The following is a 19,755-nucleotide window of genomic DNA, read 5'->3' as shown; positions in this document are numbered from 1 at the left end:
AGAGACGGGGTCACTCACAGTCCGCCGCCACCCTTGCGGCCGGCGGAGTCGAGCACGCCCTGCTGTTCCTTGGCGATGTCGTTGAGCGCGTCCTTCGGGTTCTTCGCGCCGTTGAGAGCCGCGTTCACGTTGGTGTTCTCGATGTCGATGAGGCGCGCGTACTCGGGCACGTTCCACATGTCCCGCATCCGGGTGACCGAGTCGGCGTACACCTGGTTGAACGGCCCGGCATTGAGGAACTCGGGCGAGGCCAGGGCGTCCGTACGCGCGGGCACACCACCGGCGGCCGCCCACTTCTTCTGGATGTCAGCCTGCTCGAACCACTTCATGAAGTTCAGGGCCTCCGCCTGCTTCTCCGGGGAGGAGTAGGCCGACACGTGCATCCCCATGCCGCCGAGCGGCACCAGGTCCGTCTTCTGCTTCGGCAGGGTGGCGAAGCCCAGCTTCTGGAGGATCTCCTCCCGCGTGGTGCCGAGCGTCGACTCCTTCGGGTCGAGCAGGCCACCGCTCGCGGCGATCCAGTTGAACGCGATGCATGCCTTGCCCTGGGCGACCGCCGCGTTCACCTCGTCGATGAACCAGTTGCCGGAGCCCGCGGCGGTCAGCGGCTTCATCTTGTTGACCAGGACGTCCATCGCCTCCTGGCCCGCGGCGTCGTTGATGACGCCCTCGATCTTGCGCGCCTTGGAGTCCCAGAGTTTGCCGCCGTAGACGCCGTTGACCGTGTTGTAGGTCACGGCCGCGGCGTCGGAGCCGTTGGCCTGGTGGAAGGCCAGCCCGCTGACGCCGGGGTTGTCCGTCTGGCACTTCTCGGCGGCTGCGATCATCTCGTCCCAGGTCTGCGGCGGCTTGTCGCCGATCAGGTCCTTGCGGTAGATCATCGTCCAGGTGTCGCCGAGCAGTGGCAGGCCGTACAGGCTGGCGTTCTCGTCGCGCTGCCCGGTCTCCGCCTGGGGGTACTGGCCGTAGGCCGCCAGGAGGTACGGGTTGTAGGCGTCGACGTCGATGTTCTTCTTGACGAAGTCGGTGATGTCGAGGATGTTGCCGTTCGTCACGGCCTCGCCGATGTGCTGCGAGTCCAGGATCGGGATGTCGAAGTCGGTCTTGTTCGCTGCGAACTGGGTGAACATCGCGTCGTGCCAGTTCGCGTTCGGCACGGTGTTGACCTTGATGGTCACGTTCGACCGCTCCTTGGTGTACTCCGCGTTCGCGAAGTCTTCCAGAGCTTTGGCGGGGGGCCACTCGAACCAGATGAAGCTGAGGGTCAGCGGGTCCTTGGTGAGCTCCGGGATGTCCGCCGGCGCCTTGGGGGCGCTCGCCGCGCCGTCGTCCTGGCCACCGCAAGCCGCCATGGTCGTGGCCATCACCATGGCCATCGTCGCCAGCTGCACCTTTCGAGTGGGAACGGACAGTCGTCCTATCCGCTTGGGATACCGCATCCTCTTGCCTGCTTTCTGGGGGGTGGGAACTTCTGGAGCCCTGCTATGTGCTTCGCCGAGCAGTTGCTGGGTTGTTCGGGCGTGTTGCCGGCTGTCGCAGGGGCTGACCCGCGGACCGGCGTCACGAGTACGCCGCGACGTGATGGGCTTCAGGCAGTCGAGAGGTCCTTCGGTCCTTGTGGGCCCGATGGCGAATCGAGTAGGACGTCGAGCATGCTCATGGGAGCTCCAACTGATCGAAGCGGAGCGATGGCGGGCGGTTCCCCGATTGGTGAAGGATGGCTGGCATCCGTCACCTTTCCTATACGATCCGGGTGGGGGCGTCAATATCCCGTAGCGTTGCGACCGATGTCAACAGGTTCCCGAAGGCGCAAGAAAGGACCTCACGTCACGATGGACGACGAAGCGGTGATCGCGCGGCGCCGTGGGGCCATGAGAGGCGGAACGCCGCCGGGAAGATCTCGCGGCCGGCTTGCCGACGAGGTGTACGACACGCTGCTCGGACAGCTGATGTCGCTACGGATCGAGCCTGGCTCCCGCGTCACGATCGATGCCCTGGCGCGAGAGCTCGGGGTCTCGCAGACACCGATCCGAGACGCTCTGAACCGCATGGAGGCCGAGGGCCTGGTCGTGCGTGTGCCCCATGCCGGTTATCGCATTCCCCCCCAGATCACCCGTGACCGATTCGAGGACATGGTTGAGGTCCGCCTGCTCCTCGAGCCGGCGGCGGCGCGCAGATCCGCCGAACGCGCATCCTCGAAGCAGGTGGACGGTATGCGACGAATGCTGGAGGAGATGGCGGAGCTGGAGGGGGGCGACGGGGCCATGGCCTATGGCGCCTTCGGGCTACGCGACGCCGCTTTTCACGATCTCATCGCCCTGAGCGCGGAGAACCAGGTCATCCGCGAAGCGCTCGCTCGCCTGCACACGCACGTGCACCTGTTCCGGCTTCTGCACGACACCCAGGTCACTCACCTGGCCATGGCCGAGCACGAAGAGGTTCTGGCCGCGATCGCCGCGCGTGATCCCGACGCCGCCGCCTACGCCATGCGTCGGCACATCCTGCTGTCGGGTGAGCGGTTCCGGCGATTGTTCGACGAGGCCCAGGACGCGGACTCGATGGCGGCAAAGGCTTGACGAGCGGGCCGGGCCGAGGAATGCTAACCCAACCGGAGCGGATCGGATCGGATCGGATTGGATCCATCTCACCCGCCCAGATGCGAGGAGAAGCAGGTGCCCAGAGCGCTGCTCCTGACCGGCGACGCCGCCGAGGAGCTCGACACCATGTATCCCTACTACCGTGTGCAGGAGGGGGGCTGGGACGTTGACGTCTCGTCACGCACCATGCGTGACGTTCAGCTTGTCATCCACGAGTTCGACCCCAACTCCGACGCCTACGTGGAGAAGAACGGCCGAAAGCTGCCGGTCGACGTGCCCTGGGCCGACGTCGACGTCGAGCGCTATGACGCCCTCATCATCCCCGGGGGACGTGCCCCCGAGTGGATCCGGGTCGACGCCGACGTCAGGCGCATCACCGAGCACTTCTTCGCGCGCAACCTCCCGATCGCGCTGGTGTGCCACGGCGCGCAGGTCCCGGCCGTGTACGGGCTGCTGAAGGGCCGGAAGACGGCGTGCTTTCCCCCCATCACCGGTGACATGGAGAACGCGGGCGCGACGGTCATCGACGCCCCCGACGTCGTGGACGGCAACCTCGTCTCCTGCCGCGGCTGGCCCGACATGCCGCAGTTCGGCCGGGCGATGATGGACGTCTTCTCCAAGTCCATCAACTCCGCGTCCGCATGAGCACACCTGGCCGGTCTCGGTGACGACACTTCGGACCGTCACCGTCGACGGCTCTCCCGTCCACGTCATGGAGAGCGGCACCGGGCCCGCGGTGCTGATGCTGCACGGCTCCGGACCCGGTACGACCGGGTCCGGAGCCTGGGCGACGACGGCCCAGGCGCTGGGCACGTCCTGGCGCCTGGTGGCTCCTGACCAGGCGGGGTTCGGCCGTACCCCGATGCCGGCGGGCTCCAGGGGTGGGCTCCGGCTGTGGACCGAGCAGGCCGCGGGCCTGATGGATGCTCTCGGTGTCGAGCACTACGCCGTGGTGGGCCACTCCATGGGCGGTGCCGTGGCGCTGGCGTTGGCGGCCGCGCGTCCCCGGCAGGTCACCCGTGTCGTGGCGGTCTCGACGATGGGCGCCCCCGGGGCGCCGCTGTCGGCCGACCTCGACGCGCTCTGGGCCGCCCCCGCCGGCGTGCCCGGGGCACGAGACATGTTGAGTCGCCTCGTCCTCGACCAAGCGCTCGTGACCGAGTCGGCCGTCGCCGCCCGTGCGGCCGCGATGCGAGAGGGGGCGGCCGCATTCGCGTCGTTGTTCCCTCCTCCCAGGGCACGTTGGGCCGACGATCTCACCCTCTCGGCGCAGACGCTGGCAGGGATCCGCGCGCCCGTGCTGCTCGTCCACGGCGCCGAGGACCGAGTCACCCCGCTCGAGACGGCAGCCCTGCCCCTGCTCGAACACCTGGCCGATGTCCGTCTGCACGTGCTCGGCCGATGCGGGCACGTGCCGGCGCTCGAGCACCCGCACGACTTCAGGCGACTCCTGTCGTGCTTCCTCGGCCGGGAACGAGGTGACTGATCGCTGCGACAGGTCCGCAGCCGTGCTCAAGCAGGGCGGACACGGCTGCACCACCGTCAAGAACTGCCAGGACGATGATGGGGCTTTGCCTCTCGCCGCAGTGACGAGGCGGACCGTGCCGACTGGGCGCGGTGGACCCGTTCGGCGCGGTTCGGTGCCGAACGGGTCAGGCCTTGCCCGCTGACGACGGTCCGGCGTGGCCGCCGTAGGTGGCGATCTTGTATTCGGTCGCCGCCAGCGACAGGGTCAGCTCCTTGAGCTGCCGGCGGATCGTCTCGCGGTGTTCGAGCAGCAGGTCCAGGCGCTCGGGGACGGTGTCGTCGCCCTCATCGGCCAGCCGCACGTAGTGCTGAAGGTCGCGTATGGCCATCCCGGACAGGCGCATGCGGGTCAGGAACACCAGCCTCCGTACCGTCTCCGCGTCGTAGCTGCGGTGGCCGCCGGCGTCGCGGGCCACCTCGACCAGTCCGATCCGCTCGTAGTAGCGCAGCGTGTGCGGCGACATGTCAAGCAGGTCGGCGACCTCCGCGATGGTCATGAGGTCGGTGGCGGCGCCGACGTCGACGAGGCGGTGGATCACCTCGACCGACATCGGGCCGTCGACCTCGTCGAGGGCGGCGAGCGCCCTCGACATCAGATCGTCCGTGGCCATGGCGACACTCTAGATCGGCCGGACGGACGCGGGGGCGCCGGGAAAGTCGGCGGCACGCGCGGCAGGGGCCCAGCGTTCGAGCTCCTCCAGGTTCTGCCGGTAGGACCTTCCGATGCGCTCGACCGCCTCACGCCCGAGCGGAAGGCGCAGCGGCGGCTCCTCACCGGCGACCAGGTCCACGATGATCTCCGCGGCCCGTACCGGATCGCCCTCCTGAATCCCGTCGGCGCTCGCCATGTCGTTGCGGACGGCCTCCAGCAGCCCGGCGTACACGGCGCCGGCGTCGGCGACCCCGAGCACGCCGGGCGCGTTGAACGAGGTGCGAAACCGGCTCGGCTCGACGATCATCACCCGGACCCCGAACGGCGCGACCTCGCCGGCCAGCGCCTCCGACCAGCCTTCGAGCGCGAACTTGCCGGCCGAGTAGGCGCCGACGCCGGGGAAGGAGACGCGCCCGCCCTGGCGATCGTGCCCGACCCCTGCTCGCGAAAGTAGGGCAGGACGGCCCGCACGAGCGCCGCCGGACCCAGCAGGTGCAGTTCCAAAGACGCGCGAAGCTCCTGCTCGCCGACCTCCTCGGCCGCGCCGACGACCCCGCGGCCGGCGTTGTTCACCAGCACGTCCACCCGATCGAACCGTTCGGCCGCCGACCGTACGACGTCCCCGGCGCGCCCGGTGTCACGCACGTCGAACTCGGCGACCAGCACCTGGTCGCGATGGGCGTCCACCAGGTCGGCCACCGTCCCGGGCCGCCGCACGGCCAGCACCACGTTGTCGCCCCGCCCGACCGCGCACTCGGCGATGGCACGACCGAAGCCCGCCGACGCGCCAGTGATGATCCATGTCCGCTGAGTCTCTTGAGCCCCTGGTTGAGATGTCATGCCGGCGATGCTAGGAGTTCGAGCGCGCTCGAACGCAAGCGCGGCATCCGCCGCCGCTCGTCGACGGCCCTGACAGCACCCGCCCAGTACGTGGACGGCGCGAACTCCGGCACGGCACAGATCGATTCCATACCGAACCGTTCGCGATGGGTATCGCAGTACTTCCTCCAGCAGAGCGCGTGCGGCGTCGTTGTCGCTGACGGCGCAGTCCCAGATCACCTGCTCGCCGTCGCTGGTGACGTGGAACGCGAAGAACGCGCAGCACGCCTTTTCACAGGCGGCAGTGGCGGCTTCTACCCATGACCGCGGTGCACGCAGAAGAGCTGGTCTTCGGTGCCGTAGGGTTCGCGGTAGGAGACGATGGCGGGACCTTGAGCGCTCAGGTGGCCGGGCAGCCGGATGTCGGGGCTCCAGCTGGCTGAGTTGAAGCTGGTCCACCACAGGCTCTGGTCGCCGGAGCCTCGGTGCACGCAGTACAGCCTGTTGTTGAAGACGGCCAGGGCAGGGCCCTCCGCACTCCGGTGGGCGGGCAGCCGACGTGCGCTGCTCCAGCGCGTGCCGTCGAAACTGGTCCACCACAGGAAGTGGTCGGAGCCTCCACCGCGAAACACGCAATACAGCACGCCGCCGTAGACGGCCAGAGCGGGGTTGGAGGCCGTGAAGTGGCTACCGAACGGCTGGTCGTTGCTCCAACTGGTGCCGTTGAAGCGGGTCCACCACATCTGATCGCTGTTGGCGTCCCGGTAGGCGCAGTACAGCATGCCGTTGAAGGTCGTCAGGGCCGGGCCTCGGCTGGACGCGCCGTTCATGCGGGTGTCGGGGCTCCAGCGGTTGCCGTCGAAGCGGGTCCACCACAGGCTCCTGTCGTTGCCGCCGCCGCGGTGCACGCAGTACAGGAAGTTGTTGTAAACGGCCAGGGCAGGGCCGTCGGCGCTGCGATGGGCGGGGAAGGGGACATTGTCGCTCCAGCCCTCGTTGCTGCCGGGGTCGTAGGCGGTCCACCAGAGCGATTCGTCCCGGTCACCACGGTGCACGGCGTACAGCCGGCCGCGGAACTCGGCCAGCGCCGGATTGGACCTGGACAGGTGGCCGGGGAATCTCTCGTTCTCGCTCCAGTTGTGAGAGGTGTTCATGGTCGTCCACCACAGCGAGGTGTCCTGCCTGGGGGCCAGAGAGATGGGAAGAAGCATCCCCGGGGCGAACCAGGGCGACACCAGCCGACAACCGTGGTCCCTGCCGACGATCTGGATGATGAGAGAACGGATCTGGAAGGAGAGCTCGATCAACCGGCCGAGCGTCCTGGGACGGACGGCCATGGCCACGATCTCCCCTACCAACTCCGAGATCTCGGCGGCGGCTTGGGCGGCCGCGGCGTTGAGGACGATCTCAAAACCCCACCATCTCGCGTTGGCGTACACCTGCCTGCCGTTGGCGTTCAGCTGCGCCTCGATCTGGCGAGTCCTGTCCTGGTCGGCTTGGGAGAGCCGGCTGGTCTGCTCCTCGAATTCTTCGCGGGCCTCGTCCAGATACGCCCGGGAGATCCGCTGCGCCTCCTCGGGGGAGACGGAGTACGGGATGGCCTGCCAAGCGGCGAGGGCGTCGGCCTCGGCTCTGGCCTGGTCCCGGCTGGTGCTTTCATCGGGCATGCGATCACGTCCCATTCCGTAGGAGGATCCGCCGCGAAGCTCGTCAGCGGCCTTGAGTATCCGGCCGTGCCCCACTACCGGCAAGGGCGTGCGGGTGGCCGGATGAGGCCACGGGCATAACGGACCGTCGCGGGCCGGTTGGATACGTGAGCAGGCCACTGGGCCTCCGCTCGATCGTTGGGGGCCGCAGCAATGTACGCGCCACATCCAACGTCGGTTTCGAGACGGTACGACTGCGTTTCATTGCTATGGTCGCGCGCATGCGATCGAATTACCTCGCCTGGGACGATGCGGTGGACCTGTTCGAGCAGCGCGGGCTGCCGAAGGAGACCTACGAGAACCTTTACGAGGAGGAGTACATCCTGGTTCCGGGGTCGGCCGCGGTGACCGGAGAACTCCCCCTCGACGAGCACGAGCGGACGCCGTGGCGGGAGGGCACGCCCGAGGCGGCAACCGGGTACATCGTGGACGGTGACCTGGTCGTCGACGGGAACATCACCGATGTGGACGACGGGGCCGCCGCTCTGGTCGTCCTCGGGAACCTGCGGGCGCGGAACATCTACCTGGCCGGCGACGCGAAGCTGGTCGTACGCGGCCACGTGACGGCCGAGACCTTCGTCGGCGACATGACCGACAAGCTGGTGATGATCCATGGGGACCTGCGCACCACCGTCTCGCTCTTCTGGAACGAGTTCTGCCCCGACCTGGTCACCGGCACCCTCCACGGCAGGACCCTCGCGCCGGCCTACCTCGACCTGTCCACCGCCTCCATCGGCGCTCTGGTCGACCCGGCACCCGAGGTTCCGCTCAGCCGCCTCCTCGTACCCGAACTGCTGGTCACCGGCGCCCCCGGCCCCGACGACCTTGCCGAGCTCGGCATCCGCGGCGACGCCCTGCGCGACCGCCTGCTGGCCGGTCTTCCCCTCGCCGCGACCCTCTGATCCGCGTCGTCGCAGGAAGGTCAGGGCACGCTCGCGCCATGGCGGGCGTTCCCGCGCGGGCCTCAACCTCCGGCCTGAAGGCCGGAGCACTGGCCCGCACTCTGGTCGGCGTAGCGGTGACCAATGGACGTCAGCCCGGAGCGCAGGTCCCCGGCCTGAGGTCGTGCGCCGGTGTCGCCGGTGTCACGTTGCCAGGACGCGCTCGGCCGCGTCGGCGAACCCGAAGAGATCGGCGACGCCATCGCCGCACTGGCCTCCGAGAGCCTGCGCTGGGTCACTGCCCAGCGTATCGAGGTCTCCGGCGGCGTACTCCTCTGACGAGGAGGTACACGGATCCGGTCCGCGGTGGCCGGTGTGCGGGGACGTCACCGGCCACCGGGGTGTGCAACCCGCCACGGCTTCAGCCATAGGGGCGAGCACTGCGGCGAACGCGCGGTGGGGACCGAGTGCCTTCCTCTAGTCGAGGGTGGCGCCGGGGGCGACGAAGACGACCTTGCCGTTGATCGGGGCGGTGGCGACTTCGGCGTGCACCTGCGCCAGTCCGGCCAGCGGCACCCGCCGGGTCGCGCCGAGGTGCAGCTTGCCGGCGTCAAGCAGGGTCGCCAGCTGGGTGAGCTGTTCGGCGTCGGGACGGAAGAAAAGATTGATCCCCCGTACGCCGCGGGCCTCGTCGGACGCAGCGGGCATCCACACGGTGGTGTTGACCAGCACGCCGCCGTCCCGGATCACGGTGGTTAGAGCGGCCATCTGCTCCGGGGCGATCGGGGCGAAGTTGAGCACGACGTCGACCGGCTCGGACAGCTCCGGGATCCCGGGACCGTGGATCTCGTCGGCGCCGGCCGTCTTGGCCTGCTCGGAGCTGCGTGGGCCGGTCGTTGCGATCACGTACGCGCCGGCGTTCTTGGCCAGCTGCACCGCGTAGCCGCCGACGGCGCCGCCCGCGCCGTTGATCAGCACCCGCTGGCCGGTGGTCGGCTTCGCGTGGTCGAACAGCGCCTGCCACGCGGTGAGCCCGACCAGCGGTAGTCCGGCGGCGTCCACCAGCGGGACGCTCGTGGGGGCTGCCGCCAGAATCCGGGCCGGGGCGATGACGTACTCGGCGGCCGCGCCGGTGCTGGTCAGCGGAAGGGCGCCGATCACCCGGTCGCCGACGTCGAAGCCGGTCACGTCCTCGCCGAGCGCGTCGACCGTGCCTGCGATGTCGATGCCGGGGGTGTGCGGCAGCCGGATCGGGATGGGGCCTTGCATGACACCGGCGCGGATGTTGCCCTCGACCGGGTTGAACGACGTCGCCGCCACCCGGATCCGGACCTCGCCGGCGCCGGGGACCGGCTGGTCCACGTCTTCGTAGCGCAGGACCTCGGGGGTGCCGTACTCGTGGAAACGCACTGCCTTCATGACGAGCCTCGTCTTTCTGAATCCGTTGTGCTTCGACTTCGAAGCACTTCTGAAACTAGCATGTTTCGAATTCGAAGCAAATGTGATGTGGCGGGTGACATCCGTCTCGGCCGGGGTTAACGCCGGTCGGCAGAACTCTCCTCGTTGCTCGCGGCGGCCGGAGCACGGAGCTTCTCGTGGCCGGCGGAGCCGGGGGCAGCCGTGAAGATCAGCAGCGTCTGGCGCTCCGCCGGACAGATCAGCAGGTGGCGATACAGTGCCGACCCGCCCAGTGCGACATGCCGATAGCACCTCGGGCGGTGTCGAACGGGGACACCCGCCTCGACGAGGTAGCGTTCACGCGCCGACGGGTCGCTCAACCAGCGATCGACCAGAAAAGGCGACGATCCATCGGTCCGGAGGTAATCACCGCAGCCCACCGGTACGACGCCGGGCGCCCCGCGGCAGCCCCACCTCCTCCGGCTGCAGTGCTTCCCGGCGGGCCCGGAGAAAGTCCGCCAGCAACGCGCGGTCCATCACTCTCTCCTCGGTCGGTGTGGTTGTGCCGAGCGCGAGGCTTGGCGGAGCGGGGGGAGCGGCGCGCATGTGGTCGCGGACCCGGCCCAGGACGGCGTCGAGCGCGGTGACGTCGTCGCCGGTCAAGGGTTCGAACAACAGGTGCCGGACGCGGCCGGCATGCCCGGGAGCACCTGGGCGAACAGGGCGCGGCCGACGGCGGTGGCCGCCACCATGACGCTGCGCTCGTCACCCGGCGACGGAGAGCGGGTGATCAGGCCGCGTTTGTCCAGCGAGCCCGCCTGATAGGCCGGCCCGCTGCGGCTGTACACGACATCGTCGGCCAGGTCGGTCATCCGCAGCTCGCTCCGCGCGCGTCGGCGAGCCGGGCACGGGGAAGCGTTCGGCTCGCACCTGGTTCAAGCCGAGGACCTGCGCTTTGCCGGTGCCGGCCGGACCAGACGTCTTCGATGATCTCGACGCCGAGAGCAACCCGGCCCGATCCGATCGCTTCAGGTGTGACGGCGCAGGCCGTCGAGGATGACGCGCAGGAGGTGGTGGGCGCGGGCGTCCCACTCCGTGGGCTCCAGGCGGGTCAGGTAGCCGATGAGCAGGATGACGTCGCGGGCGTCCACATCGGGGCGGATGACGCCCTCGGCCTTGCCCGCATCCAGGAGCCTGGTCAGCGCCTCGCCGATCGGGCCGAGACTGTGCGCGGACAGGTCCTGCCACACCCCCACCTCGACGGCCGCGAACACCTCGCGCTTGATCTTCGCGTACTCGGCCACCCGGTCCAGCCAGGCGGCCAGGGCGGGCAGCGGCGCGTGCTCGGCGAGCAGTCCCGGCGCGGCGGCCACGAGGTCGTCCACGTCGTTGCGGTAGACCTCGGCGAGCAGGGCCTCGCGGGTCGGGAAGTGTCGGTAGAGGGTGCCCTGGCCGACGCCCGCCCGCTTGGCGATCTCATTGAGTCTCACCTCGTTCGCGTTGGCGATGACCTCTCGCGCGGCCTGGAGGATCCGTGCGCGGTTCTCGGTGGCGTCGGCTCGGCGGCGGGGTGCGTTCATCGGTCCTCTGCATCGCGGGCCGGTTAAACGGACACGTGTCCGGTACGGTGAGAGCATCCAACCGGACACGTGTCCATTTTACTGTGGAGGGAATCCCCATGTCAGCCATCAGCGGCAAGGTCGTGGCCATCACCGGGGCGAGCAGCGGGATCGGCGAGGCCACCGCGCGCTTGCTCGCCGAGCGAGGCGCCGCCGTCGTGCTCGGCGCACGGCGGACGGAGCGGCTCGACGAGATCGCCCGCCAGATCCGCGACCGCGGCGGACGCGCCCTCACCCGCGCCGTGGACGTCACCGCTCGCGAGGACCTCGAACGGCTCGTCGGCCTGACCGTGACAGAGTTCGGGCGGCTCGACGTGCTGGTGGGCAACGCCGGCATCAGCAAGATCGGTCCTGTGGCCGACCTCGACGTGGCCGGCTGGTCAGCGATGATCGATGTCAACCTGCGCGGCGTGCTGCACGGCATCGCCGCCGCGCTGCCGGTGTTCCGCGAGCAGGGGCAGGGCCACCTCGTGACCACGGTGTCGACGGCCGGTCTGAAGATCACCCCTACGATGGCGGTCTACGCCGCGACCAAGAACGCCGTGCGCACCCTCCTGGAAGGGTTGCGGCAGGAGTCCACCGACGGCGTGCTGCGGACAACGGCGATCTCGCCGGGCTACGTACATACGGAACTCGCCGACTCCATCGACAACCTCGAGGTCCGCGAGGAGATCCGCCGCACCATGGACCAGTACGCCATCGCGCCGGAAGCCGTCGCCCGTGCCGTCGCCTTCGCCATCGAACAGCCGCGCGACGTGGAGATCAGCGAGATCGTCATCCGCCCGACGACCCAGAACTGAGCCGGTCGCCCGCGGCCAGGGGCGATGCCCTCCGATACGCGTCCCGGCCGGACGCCGCGCAAGAGCGAGTACGTGAGTTCGTGGAGGAGTTCGCGGTGCTGCTGTCAGGGACCGGCCTGCAGCGGATGGCCTCTCGGGTCCTCGCCGGCCTGCTCACCGCGGAAGCCGACGGCCTCACCGCGGCCGACCTGGTGAAACGGCTGCAGGTAAGCCCAGCTTCGGTGTCCAAGTCCATCGGCTACCTGGAGACGATGGAACTGGTGGGGCGGACCTCCGACCCCGGCGGGCGGCGGGAGCGCTACACCGTCCACGAGGACGCCTGGCTGCGGGCTTGGCAGGCCGACACCAAGGCGCACGCGAACGTCACGGAGGCCACCCGGCGCGGGATCGAGCTCTTCGGCGCCGATACGCCCGCCGGGGTCCGGCTCACCCAGATGAATCACTTCTTCGCCAGGCTCAGCGAGCAGATGCACGGCAGCAGCCTCACCGATGCCGCCGTGCGTGACGCCCTGACCGTCATCGCCGCACTGGTGTACGCCGCGCGAGCGCTCACCCTGGACGAACTCGCCACATCCCTGGGGTGGCCACCCGAGCGTACGGCCGAGGCCCTCGACACGATCGATCGGCATCCGGACCTGGCCGACCCGCTCATGCTGCAGGCTGAGGGCGGTACCTACACCATGGAGCCCAGGCCCGACCGGCTGACCGCCGCCCAGCGCGAAGCGCTCCAGGCCCGCTTGCTGGAGCGACCTCAGCCCTGAAAATGCTCCCCGGGACTCGTGCGATGAGGGGGCCGCTCGCCGCTGGCTGGAAGGAAGAGGTGGCGGATGTTGCCACCGTCGCAGGGCACGTCCCGGCGGTGGAGCTGATCCACCACGGTCCGCTCGTGGACTTGGCAACATCAATCGGGAGATCGAACGGCAGGCTACCGCCCTGGCCTCCTCAGCCGCCGGCCTCCCGCTGCTGCTCCATCGATTTCTCACCCCCGCCGGCGTCGGGCACGCGCTGATCGGTGCGCGGCAGTGGATCCCCGCCGAGCAGATCAGCGACCCGATCAAGGCGATCACCACCGGGCTGCCCCTGGAGCTGACGTTCGCGACCAAGGGTGGGCAGGCGGATCCTGGCAGCGCAGGTGCTCGGCCAGGATGCGCTGGGCGGTTTGGTGTGCTCGCGCTGAGAGATGGCGAGCGCGAGCCCCTGGCCGCCACCGCGCTGGGAGGCGTGCAACAGGTAACGGTCGGGGGAAGCGAGCCGACCATGCCTGAGATCTCGACGCGAGGAAGTCTTGCGGTTACGGTACGTATCGTTATCGCCTGCCCCAGATGGCGCGTAGTACTTCGGCAAGAGCGCGCAACACCTGAGCCAGGTCGGCCGATCGGGAAGCGCGGGTGGTAATGAGGACCATCAGCACCGCGGCCAGAGCCGTGCACATCACACCGATGATCGGGGCCAGCGCCAGAGGGTCAAGGTTCATCGAGTCGTCCTTTTCTCGTCCGATTGCGACGTTCCTCAGTTCAGCCAATGGCTGGCAGGGCGGGAAGAACGGTCGGAGACGCCGGAGGGAGGTGATGAAGCCCCAGGTGGTGGGGGTGTCCGGGGCCTCTCACGCCGGATGGGCCGGATGCGCCGTACGGGCGGGAGGCCCATGAGCGGGCCCAAGCAGCTGCCGCCCGACCGGCAGAGGTTGCGTGACGCGCTGCGGGCGCTGCGGGACCAGACCAAGAACAGCCGAAAGCTGTCCCAACAGGATCTGATCAACCTGGCCAACCGGCGGCTTGCCGAGCTCGGGTTGGAGGTGCTGGCCCCGCAGACGGTGAGCGGCTGGCTGGCCAGGGGCAGCGTCGCCCAGGATTTCCGGCAGTTGTGGGTGCTGCTCCAGGTCATGGTGGAGCTGACCGGGCGCCTGCCGCCGTACGACCCGAAGCACCCCTTGTGGCTGAGTGAGTTTCGCTGGTGGAAGACGCACTGGGAGAAGGCAGGCACCTCTGGCCCCCGCAGAGCCCTGCGGCGAGAGGACCGGGAGGATGAGGACCGCCCCAGTCCAGGGGGCTTGCTGCTCGCGGCCGACGAGGGGCGGACGGCCGAGTCGAAAACACCCCGGACAGCGCCGTCATCGCTTGATCCGCTGTATCAGCCGCTGCCCCCGGGTGCGCCAGAAGTGTGGTTGTTACAGCCCCGCTTCGGCGTGGTGCCGTACTTGGCGCGAGAAGGTCTGCTTGAGGAGCTGGAGGCGTGGTGTGCCGAGGACCGCATGTTCAGCATCGGCGTCGTCTCTGGCGAGGGTGGGTCCGGCAAGAGCCGGCTCGCCGCTGAGTTGGGCACCCGGATGCGGGAGCGCGGGTGGGACTGCGGCCAGGTGCCGAACGTCGAGGCGCTGACCGAGTTCACTCCGAGGTCTGCCACCTTGCTGGTGATCGACCACCCGGAGCAGTTGCTCGCCGTCCTCGGCCGCGTGCTGGAACAGCTGGCCAGCCGAGTGGCCGGGCCCCGAATGCGCGTGTTGCTGCTGACCCGCCAACAGGCGGCGCGGTCGCACTGGTGGGCTGAACTTGACCGGACCAGCCACCGGACCGCGACGGGGTTCGGCAATTTGCACCTCGACCTGGGCGCTCATGCGCTTTCCCCGAACGAGCGCCGGGAGCACGCCGAGACCGCGATGCGGGCATTCGGCCGCTACCTCGGGATCGACGAGGTCGGGGCAGTGCCTGATCTGACCGACGACGACTTCGCCAATCCGTTGCTCGTGCACGTGGCCTCCTTGCTGGCCGTGCACGGTCGGCGCCGCGGAACAGAGTCCGCCGGCTCCATGCGTGAGGAAGTGCTGGCGTACCTCCTGGCTCGGGAGCAGAGCCGATGGGCTCGTCTGCGGCCCGCGCACCAGCTCGCCGATTTGCACGAGACGCATGCTGTGCGCGCCGTGCTGGCCGTGGTGCTGGCCGGGCCCTCAGCCGGTGAGGCGGCTGAGCTGCTCGCGGCCCTGCCGGAGTTTTCCGGGTCGGCGCAACGGGAACGGCGTGGTCGTATCTGCTACTGGCTGGCCGACCTCTATCCAGGACAGCGGCCGCTGGCATCGTTCGGGCCGGATTTGCTGGTCGAGCAACTACTCGATTCCGCGGCCGGCAACACCGCCGACCTCGACGATGTGATCGCCGCCGTGCACGACCACGGCGCGACGAGCGCACGCCATCGCAGTCGGCTGCTCGCGACCTTGCGATTGGCCGCGGAGCGGCGACCGGGTGTGTTCTCAGCGCTACGCGGCTACCTGGTCAAGAACCTTCCTGCGCTCCTGAAGCAGGCGCTGGATGACCCCGACGCTCACCTGGCGACCATGTTGGACAGCGCACTGGTGTTCTGCGGTGAGCGACGAGACCCCGAACTGAAACTCGCCTTCGCCTGCGCCCACCTTCAGACAGCCGTCCCCACCCACCACGAACGTGGCGCGCAACTGCTGTACACCACGATGCGGTTGGCGCTACCCGTCTTCCGGGGAGTGGCCAAGATCGACCCAGAAGACGGCCTTGACGCTCTCCACGTGGCACTGCACCTGTTGGTCCTCCGCAGCGGGCAGGCGAGCCAGCCCGAGGAGGCGCTCGAGTGGAACCTGGAAAGTGTGCGGGTGAGTCGGCAGCTCGTCGACCGAGATCGCGACCGGTATCTTGCGCAACTGTCCTTCGATCTGAGTAATCTCGCCGCCGCCCACATAAAACTCGGCCAGAGCAGGGAAGCGCTTGCGGTCGCCGAAGAAGCCGTCACGCTGCAACGAGAGCTCGCCGAGCGTGGCGGGGGAAAGGACACCGGGCTCGCCATCGCACTGCACCGGTTGAGCGGTATTCAGGTGGAGCTGGGTAACTATGACCAGGCGCTGGTCTCCAACGCCGTGGCGCTGCCTGTGCTGCAACGGTTTGCCGACCAGGGCGACGGCTACTATCTGCCCCTGCTGGCTGAAGCCCTCACCCACCGGGGTGCCATCCTGACCGGTCAACACCGATGCGAGCAGGCCCTGGCCGCCATCACTGAGGCATTTAGGCTGCGTGAGCGCCTGGCCGAGCAGTCGCCGGACACCGATCTGGCCCTCCTGCAATACGGCCTGCACAACCTGTCGCGCGGGAAGGAGAATCTCGGCCGCTACGACGACGCGCTGGCGGATGCGGCTCGCGGGGTCGCCATCAGCCGCGAGGCTTGCGCGGCGAACCCACGACGCCACCGGATCCTGCTGATTCGCAACCTCAACCAGGTTGCCCAGCTTCACCTCCGACTCGCCCAGCCAGAGCAGGCGGTCGCAGCGGTCGAAGAAGCGGTCGTCCTCGCCAGACAGGGCACTGAAGCAGAACTCGCCGAGTCGCTGGCACAGCTCATCAAGGTGCTCACCAGCCTGGGCCGATACGCCGACGCCTTGCCGGTCTGCCTGGAAGCCGAACCACTGCTGCGGCGGCTCATCGACTCCCGGCGGCACTTACTTCCCCTGCTGGTCTCGGCGCTGACCGACCTCAGTCAGGTTCTGGACAACATCGGCCGACCGGACGAAGCCCTGGACACGGCGCGCGAGGCCACGGACTTCGCGAGACGGCTCGACACCTCCGAAAATTCGAGGCTGGCACGTGCCTTGGTCAACCTCGGCGACCGATATGCACGATTGCAGCACTTCCCAGAGGCGCTGTTACACACCGCGGAAGGGATAGAACTGTTGCGCACGGCCGACCAACCGGCCGCGCTCGCGACCGCCCTGGCCAAGCTCGCCGACCGGCACGCTCGTCTCGACCACCGCACTGAAGCGCTGGCCGCGGCCCTCAAGGCAGTGCTGCTGAGCGAAGCCGTACACCAGTCCGATCCCACCCGGCACCGCATCGACTACGCCTACGCCCTGAAAGTGCTCAGCGAGATTCACCGCAGCTTCGGACGACCCGCGGACGGACTTCCTCCCCTCGCCCGAGCGGTGCAGCTCTATCGGGAACTCGCCGAAGCCGACGCCAGCGACTACCACCGATCCGGTCTCGCCGCAGCCCTGCACAGTCTCGCCGACCTCCAGGTCGTGACCCGCCAGTACCACGAGGCCGCCGACAGTTGCCGGCAAGGCAACCAGATTTACGAACAGCTCGCCGACGCGAACGAAGATCATTACCTGGGCAGGTACGCCGGATCGCTCGAGAGCCTGCGCGCGACTTTGGTTTTTGCGGAACGCATCGAGGATGCGCTGCCCGTGGCGCGCCGACAGGTAGAGGTCGCACGTCGCCTGGTCACCAAGGATCCGGGATTCCGCGAGTTCCTGACGCGAAGTTACGGCGGACTGACCAAAACGCTGACCTCGCTCGGAAATTTCACCGAAGCACTCCGGGTGGACGCGCTGGCCAAGGCGGACGCTGTCATTCCGGATCCGGATCAGATCACCTCAAACCCCCACCCACCAGCAACATCATGACTCAGATCCGGACCCATCCGAGAGACCTGCAGTCCGGCCCTCATTCCCGCTGTCCTAACGGGCATGGCAAACACCGGGCACCCACTCCGCAGCGTTCCGCTTCGACTACCACCGCGACGAGGGGGCCCGTAGCGAACAGCGAAAATCCAACGGATGTGGATCTGACCTGCGGTTGGTGGGTTCGACGTGGTGGGGCGAGGATGCCGGTGATCTCGGCCATGTCCTCGCCGCCGAGGCGGGTGTAGCGCACGGCGGTGCGGGGGTTCTTGTGGCGGGTCTTGGCCATGATGAGTCGGAGCGGCACCTTCTGCTCGCCCAGGTGGGTGGCGGCCGAATGGCGCAGCTGGTGCGGGTCGAGGCCGACGATGTCGATCGAGTCCCACGCCGCGACGTCGTAGGCGGTCAGGCCAGTGATTCCAAGACGGTGATCGCGCTCTTCGTGCCGTCTTCGCCGCGGATGGCGTCGGCGAGCTGGCCGGCGCGCCGGGCCATGGTCTCCTCGCCGGTGGCCTGGCGGATCGCGGCGGCGAGTCCTTGCGCGGTGAGGTGGCGTTGCGGCAGGGGTGCGGAGGCGACGCCTGCGGCGTGGGCTCGGGCGGCCCAGAAGGGTTGGTCGGCGACGAAGGGGCAGATGACCTGCGGCCGTCCCGAGGCCAGCGCCGCGCCGGTGGTGCCGCTGCCGCCGTGGTGGACGATCACGGCCATCCGCGGGAACAGCCAGTCGTGCGGGGCCTGGTCCAGCACGAACACCTCCTCGGTCCGAGCGGGCAGGTCGTCGACGGCGATGCCGCCCCACCCGGACACCAGCACCGCGCGCATGCCGGTCAAGCGAATCGCGTCGGTGACGACGCGGCCGATGCGGTGAGGGTCGGTGCCGGCCATGCTGCCGAACCCGATGTACACCGGTGGCGCTCCGGCGGCCAGGAACGCCGCCAGGTCCTCGGGCGGCCTCCAGGTGGAGGCCGCGGGCAGGAACCAGAACCCGGTGGTGTGCACCCAGGCCGGGTAATCAGTGCCGGGGGGCAGCAGGTGGCGGCTGAAGCCGTGCAGCACGGTGGCCGGGCCACCGTCAGGGCGGCGCAGAAAATCGTGGCGGCCGCGCCGGCGGGGCAGGTCGAGCATCTTGTCGGCCACCGCGCCGAAGGAGCGCAGCATCATGCGGAACGGCATGTAGGAGGCGCGGTTCAGCGCCCGCGGCAGCGGCAGCGGGATCATCGGGTTGGCAAAGGAGGCGGTGGGCACCCACACCGGTTGCAGCAGCGCCGCCACGGCGGGCACGCCCAAGGCCTCGGCGATGCGATGGCCCGGGATGCTCGGGCCGTGCACGACGAGGTCGGCGCCTGCCTGTGCGACGGTGACCATGTCGGTGAACACTCGCGCCATGAGCGGCTTGCTGGCCCGCATGACCTGCAGGGCGACCTTCTTGCCGGCCAGGCCGCGGTAGTTGGTCTCGATCGCCTGGCGGATGTGGGGGGCGTCGAGGAGGGTGTTGGGGCCGTCGTGCACCGGCGCGAAGGGCAGGTTGTGGGGTTCGGCGAGGGAGGCCGAGGCGGCCGGAGCGGCCAGCACCGCGTGATGGCCGGCGTTCTGCAGGGCCAGGGCCAGGGCGGCGTACGGCTGGACGTCGCCGCGGGTGCCGTGGGTGAGGATAAGGACTTTCATGGCGTTCCTCGGTTCGCGGCGGCGGAGTTCCAAGCGCTGAGCAGGCGCTCGTCGGTGAACACGCCGTGGGTGAGCATGTCCAGGGAGGTCTGCGAATAGCGCAAGGTGGCGTCGGTGCTGTGCAGGTCGGCTACGCCCAGCACTCGGGACAGGTGCTCGCCGAAGGCCAGCGGCGCCAGCAGCCAGGTCACATACAAAGCGGCGCGGGCCCGGGCGTCGCCGGTGGGGCGGGCCCACCCTTCGGCGCTGCCTTGGTCCAGCCATGCTTGGGTGGTCTCGACGATCTCGTCGAACAATGCGGCCGCCTCGGGGGTGGCGTCGAGGAAGGCGCGAGCCAGATAGCGCCGCACCGGTTCGGCCTCCTCCAGCATGGCGGCCAGGCCGGAGGCGTCTGCCAGGTCGACCGGGTCGTCGGGGTCACCGCGCACCAGCGAGATCACGTACTGGTCGCACGCCGCGCGCAGGCCCTCCTTGGAGCCGAAGTGGTGTACCACCAGGGCGGGCGAGACCCCGGCTTTGGCGGCGATGGCCCGGATGCTCACCCGGCCCACGCCTTCAGAACCGAACAACTCCAGGGCCGCGTTCCCGATCCTGGCCCGCGCGGTGAGATCACTGTCTAAACGCATGTTCAGCATGCTAAACAAACGTTCAGTCGTGAGGGAAGGGGGTGAGGCGTCA

The 19,755-nt window shown here is 68.9% G+C and carries 21 protein-coding genes and 2 pseudogenes; 8 read left to right on the top strand and 15 right to left on the bottom strand.

Annotated features, from left to right (window positions below; translation table 11 throughout):
• Positions 1-14: 14 nt before the first annotated feature.
• Positions 15-1,391: an extracellular solute-binding protein gene (locus tag AB0B90_RS18805; protein WP_350949954.1), complete on the bottom strand. Its 1,377-nt coding sequence runs from the start codon at positions 1,389-1,391 to the stop codon at positions 15-17.
• Positions 1,392-1,832: 441 nt separating this feature from the next.
• Here AB0B90_RS18805 and AB0B90_RS18800 point away from each other — a divergent pair, with 441 nt between their 5' ends.
• The 3 genes from AB0B90_RS18800 to AB0B90_RS18790 all read left to right on the top strand — a co-directional run bounded on the left by AB0B90_RS18800 (position 1,833) and on the right by AB0B90_RS18790 (position 4,083).
• Complete coding sequence (locus AB0B90_RS18800; RefSeq protein ID WP_350949955.1) at positions 1,833-2,576, top strand: GntR family transcriptional regulator; 744 nt, start codon at positions 1,833-1,835, stop codon at positions 2,574-2,576.
• Between the two features lie 96 nt (positions 2,577-2,672).
• Positions 2,673-3,242 carry a DJ-1/PfpI family protein gene (locus AB0B90_RS18795; protein WP_344744621.1) on the top strand — a complete coding sequence of 190 codons (570 nt, stop codon included), beginning with the start codon at positions 2,673-2,675 and terminating at the stop codon, positions 3,240-3,242.
• Positions 3,243-3,261: 19 nt separating this feature from the next.
• Complete coding sequence (locus tag AB0B90_RS18790) at positions 3,262-4,083, top strand: alpha/beta hydrolase (protein WP_350950060.1); 822 nt, start codon at positions 3,262-3,264, stop codon at positions 4,081-4,083.
• Positions 4,084-4,249: 166 nt separating this feature from the next.
• Here the strand turns inward: AB0B90_RS18790 and AB0B90_RS18785 are convergent, their stop codons facing one another.
• From AB0B90_RS18785 to AB0B90_RS18770, 4 genes and pseudogenes are all read right to left on the bottom strand, one after another.
• Positions 4,250-4,735, bottom strand: a complete 486-nt coding sequence (locus tag AB0B90_RS18785; protein ID WP_362923675.1) for a MerR family transcriptional regulator — start codon at positions 4,733-4,735, stop codon at positions 4,250-4,252.
• A 9-nt stretch (positions 4,736-4,744) separates the two neighbouring features.
• Positions 4,745-5,083, bottom strand: a complete 339-nt coding sequence (locus tag AB0B90_RS18780) for a hypothetical protein (protein ID WP_362923857.1) — start codon at positions 5,081-5,083, stop codon at positions 4,745-4,747.
• A 21-nt stretch (positions 5,084-5,104) separates the two neighbouring features.
• Positions 5,105-5,616, bottom strand: a pseudogene (locus tag AB0B90_RS18775) (SDR family NAD(P)-dependent oxidoreductase); the annotation flags it as partial.
• Positions 5,617-5,909: 293 nt separating this feature from the next.
• The gene (locus tag AB0B90_RS18770; protein WP_362923673.1) at positions 5,910-7,262 is read right to left on the bottom strand and encodes a hypothetical protein; all 1,353 of its coding nucleotides are present in this window, start codon (positions 7,260-7,262) and stop codon (positions 5,910-5,912) included.
• A gap of 260 nt (positions 7,263-7,522) precedes the next feature.
• On the opposite strand from AB0B90_RS18770, the gene AB0B90_RS18765 reads away from it, so the two are divergent.
• Both AB0B90_RS18765 and AB0B90_RS18760 read left to right on the top strand, forming a co-directional pair.
• On the top strand, positions 7,523-8,203 hold the full coding sequence (locus AB0B90_RS18765) for a polymer-forming cytoskeletal protein (RefSeq protein ID WP_350950064.1): 681 nt from the start codon (positions 7,523-7,525) through the stop codon (positions 8,201-8,203).
• Between the two features lie 180 nt (positions 8,204-8,383).
• On the top strand, positions 8,384-8,521 hold the full coding sequence (locus AB0B90_RS18760) for an SDR family oxidoreductase (RefSeq protein WP_350950065.1): 138 nt from the start codon (positions 8,384-8,386) through the stop codon (positions 8,519-8,521).
• A gap of 138 nt (positions 8,522-8,659) precedes the next feature.
• Here the strand turns inward: AB0B90_RS18760 and AB0B90_RS18755 are convergent, their stop codons facing one another.
• The 5 genes and pseudogenes from AB0B90_RS18755 to AB0B90_RS18735 all read right to left on the bottom strand — a co-directional run bounded on the left by AB0B90_RS18755 (position 8,660) and on the right by AB0B90_RS18735 (position 11,160).
• Positions 8,660-9,601 carry an NADP-dependent oxidoreductase gene (locus AB0B90_RS18755; RefSeq protein WP_362923670.1) on the bottom strand — a complete coding sequence of 314 codons (942 nt, stop codon included), beginning with the start codon at positions 9,599-9,601 and terminating at the stop codon, positions 8,660-8,662.
• Between the two features lie 116 nt (positions 9,602-9,717).
• Positions 9,718-9,960 carry a hypothetical protein gene (locus AB0B90_RS18750; protein ID WP_350950067.1) on the bottom strand — a complete coding sequence of 81 codons (243 nt, stop codon included), beginning with the start codon at positions 9,958-9,960 and terminating at the stop codon, positions 9,718-9,720.
• Between the two features lie 49 nt (positions 9,961-10,009).
• Positions 10,010-10,117: pseudogene (locus tag AB0B90_RS18745) on the bottom strand (transcriptional regulator); the annotation flags it as partial.
• A gap of 122 nt (positions 10,118-10,239) precedes the next feature.
• Positions 10,240-10,452, bottom strand: coding sequence for a hypothetical protein (locus AB0B90_RS18740; protein WP_362923668.1), 213 nt, complete (start codon positions 10,450-10,452; stop codon positions 10,240-10,242).
• Positions 10,453-10,608: 156 nt separating this feature from the next.
• Positions 10,609-11,160 carry a TetR/AcrR family transcriptional regulator gene (locus AB0B90_RS18735; RefSeq protein ID WP_362923666.1) on the bottom strand — a complete coding sequence of 184 codons (552 nt, stop codon included), beginning with the start codon at positions 11,158-11,160 and terminating at the stop codon, positions 10,609-10,611.
• 98 nt (positions 11,161-11,258) lie between these two features.
• Between AB0B90_RS18735 and AB0B90_RS18730 the strand changes: the two genes are divergently transcribed.
• Positions 11,259-11,999, top strand: coding sequence for an SDR family oxidoreductase (locus AB0B90_RS18730; RefSeq protein WP_350950070.1), 741 nt, complete (start codon positions 11,259-11,261; stop codon positions 11,997-11,999).
• A gap of 95 nt (positions 12,000-12,094) precedes the next feature.
• The gene (locus AB0B90_RS18725; protein ID WP_362923663.1) at positions 12,095-12,760 is read left to right on the top strand and encodes a helix-turn-helix domain-containing protein; all 666 of its coding nucleotides are present in this window, start codon (positions 12,095-12,097) and stop codon (positions 12,758-12,760) included.
• 181 nt (positions 12,761-12,941) lie between these two features.
• Here AB0B90_RS18725 and AB0B90_RS18720 read toward each other — a convergent pair whose 3' ends face one another.
• A complete protein-coding gene (locus AB0B90_RS18720; RefSeq protein WP_362923661.1) occupies positions 12,942-13,226 on the bottom strand; it encodes a hypothetical protein in 285 nt (94 codons plus the stop codon).
• Between the two features lie 79 nt (positions 13,227-13,305).
• Positions 13,306-13,473 (bottom strand): hypothetical protein, encoded by a 168-nt coding sequence (locus tag AB0B90_RS18715; protein ID WP_350950073.1) that lies wholly within the window; start codon positions 13,471-13,473, stop codon positions 13,306-13,308.
• A gap of 171 nt (positions 13,474-13,644) precedes the next feature.
• Between AB0B90_RS18715 and AB0B90_RS18710 the strand changes: the two genes are divergently transcribed.
• A complete protein-coding gene (locus AB0B90_RS18710) occupies positions 13,645-17,415 on the top strand; it encodes a tetratricopeptide repeat protein (RefSeq protein ID WP_362923659.1) in 3,771 nt (1,256 codons plus the stop codon).
• Positions 17,416-17,455: 40 nt separating this feature from the next.
• Here AB0B90_RS18710 and AB0B90_RS18705 read toward each other — a convergent pair whose 3' ends face one another.
• The 3 genes from AB0B90_RS18705 to AB0B90_RS18695 are packed head-to-tail and all read right to left on the bottom strand — an operon-like array spanning position 17,456 to position 19,703.
• Positions 17,456-17,782: a site-specific integrase gene (locus AB0B90_RS18705; RefSeq protein WP_362923849.1), complete on the bottom strand. Its 327-nt coding sequence runs from the start codon at positions 17,780-17,782 to the stop codon at positions 17,456-17,458.
• Between the two features lie 35 nt (positions 17,783-17,817).
• On the bottom strand, positions 17,818-19,077 hold the full coding sequence (locus AB0B90_RS18700) for a glycosyltransferase (RefSeq protein ID WP_362923657.1): 1,260 nt from the start codon (positions 19,075-19,077) through the stop codon (positions 17,818-17,820).
• Positions 19,074-19,703: a TetR family transcriptional regulator gene (locus AB0B90_RS18695; protein ID WP_362923655.1), complete on the bottom strand. Its 630-nt coding sequence runs from the start codon at positions 19,701-19,703 to the stop codon at positions 19,074-19,076. Before AB0B90_RS18695 ends, AB0B90_RS18700 begins: the two co-directional genes overlap by 4 nt.
• Between the last annotated feature and the right edge of the window lie 52 nt (positions 19,704-19,755).

It is taken from the genome of Streptosporangium sp. NPDC049078 (assembly GCF_040648855.1).
In the GTDB taxonomy this organism is placed as follows: Bacteria; Actinomycetota; Actinomycetes; order Streptosporangiales; family Streptosporangiaceae; genus Streptosporangium.
The sequence above is the reverse complement of the archived record's forward strand: the minus strand, read 5'-3'. Positions and strand labels throughout refer to the sequence as shown.